Origin of the sequence: Stakelama marina (genome assembly GCF_018122655.1) — a bacterium.
Lineage (GTDB): Bacteria > Pseudomonadota > Alphaproteobacteria > Sphingomonadales > Sphingomonadaceae > Sphingomonas > Sphingomonas marina.
Map to the genome: position 1 here is coordinate 572,501 of NZ_JAGRQC010000003.1, position 3,116 is coordinate 575,616.

The 3,116-nt window shown below is 53.7% G+C and carries 1 tRNA gene and 2 rRNA genes (1 of these 3 cut by a window edge); all 3 read left to right on the forward strand.

Annotated features, from left to right (window positions below):
* Positions 1-2,656, forward strand: a 23S ribosomal RNA gene (locus J7S20_RS12610); it begins 137 nt to the left of the window's first position.
* A gap of 103 nt (positions 2,657-2,759) precedes the next feature.
* Positions 2,760-2,874, forward strand: a 5S ribosomal RNA gene (gene rrf, locus J7S20_RS12615).
* 54 nt (positions 2,875-2,928) lie between these two features.
* Positions 2,929-3,005 (forward strand) — tRNA-Met (locus J7S20_RS12620).
* Positions 3,006-3,116: the final 111 nt, after the last annotated feature.

Consider the following 3,116-nt stretch of genomic DNA (forward strand, 5'->3'; position numbering starts at 1 on the left):
CAATTAATTTCGCACTCGAGCGATCGGGTACGGAGTTAATTGGAAAAGGTATCACCGAAGTGAATTCATAGCTTTGGTGAAGCGAACCCGGAGAACTGAAACATCTCAGTACCCGGAGGAAAAGACATCAACCGAGATTCCGTTAGTAGTGGCGAGCGAACGCGGACCAGGCCAGTGCCTGACATTCAACTAGCAGAACACTCTGGAAAGTGTGGCCATAGCGGGTGACAGCCCCGTATGCGAAAGTGAGATGTCAGGACTCGAGTAGGGCGGGACACGTGAAATCCTGTCTGAACATGGGGGGACCACCCTCCAAGCCTAAATACTCGTACATGACCGATAGCGAACTAGTACCGTGAGGGAAAGGTGAAAAGCACCCCGATGAGGGGAGTGAAACAGTACCTGAAACCGAATGCTTACAAGCAGTGGGAGCCATCTTGAATGGTGACCGCGTACCTCTTGCATAATGGGTCTGTGACTTAATGTATCAAGCAAGCTTAAGCCGTTAGGTGTAGGCGCAGCGAAAGCGAGTCTGAATAGGGCGACTGAGTTTGATGCATTAGACCCGAAACCCGGCGATCTAGGCATGACCAGGTTGAAGGTGAGGTAACACTCACTGGAGGACCGAACCAATCAATGTTGAAAAATTGTTGGATGAGTTGTGTTTAGGGGTGAAAGGCCAATCAAGCCGGGAAATAGCTGGTTCTCCGCGAAATCTATTGAGGTAGAGCCTCGGACGAATACCCTGGGGGGTAGAGCACTGGATGGGCTAGGGCGGCGCGAGCTGTACCAAACCTAACCAAACTCCGAATACCCAGGAGTACTATCCGGGAGACAGACGGCGGGTGCTAAGGTCCGTCGTCAAAAGGGAAACAGCCCTTACCTACAGCTAAGGTCCCCAAGTCACGTCTAAGTGGGAAAGCATGTGGGATTTCCAAAACAACCAGGAGGTTGGCTTAGAAGCAGCCATCCTTTAAAGAAAGCGTAACAGCTCACTGGTCTAAATAAGAGATCCTGCGGCGAAGATGTAACGGGGCTCAAGACGTGCACCGAAGCTTAGGGTGTGTAGTTTACTACACGCGGTAGCGGAGCGTTCCGTAAGCCTGCGAAGTGGAAGGGTAACCGACCATGGAGGTATCGGAAGTGCGAATGCAGACATGAGTAGCGATAAAGAGGGTGAGATGCCCTCTCGCCGAAAGACCAAGGGTTCCTGCGCAAGGCTAATCCGCGCAGGGTGAGTCGGCCCCTAAGACGAGCCCGAAGGGGGTAGTCGATGGGAACACGGTTAATATTCCGTGACCTGGAGGTGTGTGACGAATGCCGTAAGTGGTCAGTCCTTATCGGATTGAACTGGCTGCGAAGGTGTTCCAGGAAATAGCCCCTCCGTATAGACCGTACCCGAAACCGACACAGGTGGTCAGGTAGAGTATACCAAGGCGCTTGAGAGAAGTGTCCTGAAGGAACTCGGCAAATTGCCTCCGTACCTTCGGAAGAAGGAGGCCCATGCATTGCGCAAGCAGTGTGTGGGGGCACAGGCCAGGGGGTAGCGACTGTTTAGCAAAAACACAGGGCTCTGCTAAGTCGGCTTCAAGACGACGTATAGGGTCTGACGCCTGCCCGGTGCCGGAAGGTTAAGAGGAGGAGTGCAAGCTCCGAATTGAAGCCCCGGTAAACGGCGGCCGTAACTATAACGGTCCTAAGGTAGCGAAATTCCTTGTCGGGTAAGTTCCGACCTGCACGAATGGCGTAACGACTTCCCCACTGTCTCCAGGACATGCTCAGCGAAATTGAATTCTCCGTGAAGATGCGGAGTACCCGCGGTTAGACGGAAAGACCCCGTGCACCTTTACTGCAGCTTCAGAGTGGCATTGGAAAATAACTGTGTAGCATAGGTGGGAGGCTTTGAAACGTTGGCGCCAGCTGACGTGGAGCCATAGGTGAAATACCACCCTGTTGTTTTTTAATGTCTAACCACGATCCATGAAACTGGATCTGGGACCCTCTGTGGCGGGTAGTTTGACTGGGGCGGTCGCCTCCTAAAGAGTAACGGAGGCGCGCGATGGTTGGCTCAGGACGGTTGGAAACCGTCTTTTAGAGTGCAATGGCATAAGCCAGCCTGACTGCGAGACTGACAAGTCGAGCAGAGACGAAAGTCGGTCATAGTGATCCGGTGGTCCCTCGTGGAAGGGCCATCGCTCAACGGATAAAAGGTACGCCGGGGATAACAGGCTGATAACCCCCAAGAGCTCATATCGACGGGGTTGTTTGGCACCTCGATGTCGGCTCATCACATCCTGGGGCTGGAGCAGGTCCCAAGGGTTTGGCTGTTCGCCAATTAAAGTGGTACGTGAGCTGGGTTCAGAACGTCGCGAGACAGTTTGGTCCCTATCTGCCGTGGGCGTCGAAATTTGAGAGGAGTTGACCCTAGTACGAGAGGACCGGGTTGAACATACCTCTGGTGTACCTGTCATCGTGCCAACGGTGCAGCAGGGTAGCTATGTATGGACGGGATAACCGCTGAAAGCATCTAAGCGGGAAGCCTCCCTCGAGATAAGATTTCACAGGACGGTCAAAGACCATGACCTTGATAGATCGGGTGTGGAAGCGCGGTAACGCGTGAAGCTAACCGATACTAATTGTCCTATTCGCGCTTGAAGAGTCCCACCATCAACGACAGCCTTGGGCTGTCCACGATGTGGATGATTAAGCCTTGATATCGATTTGAACCCCGTTTCGTGACCGATACACCGGCTTCATTGCTTGGTGATCATAGCGTCTGTGCCCCACCCGATCCCATCCCGAACTCGGACGTGAAACCAGACAGCGCCGATGGTACTATTGCTTAAGCAGTGGAAGAGTAGGTCGTCGCCAGGCATTGCAGCCGGTGTGTCGCGAAAGTGAAACGGAAAAACCCATTCACATATTTGCCGCGGGGTGGAGCAGTCCGGTAGCTCGTCAGGCTCATAACCTGAAGGTCGCTGGTTCAAATCCAGCCCCCGCAACCAGCTTTAAAAAAGGCCGCTATCCTTCGGGATGGCGGCCTTTTTGTTTGTCTGGGCTACGCCGCGTCGCGCTGATCGCGGGCGGCATGTACTGTCCGACCGTCGTCGTTGAGG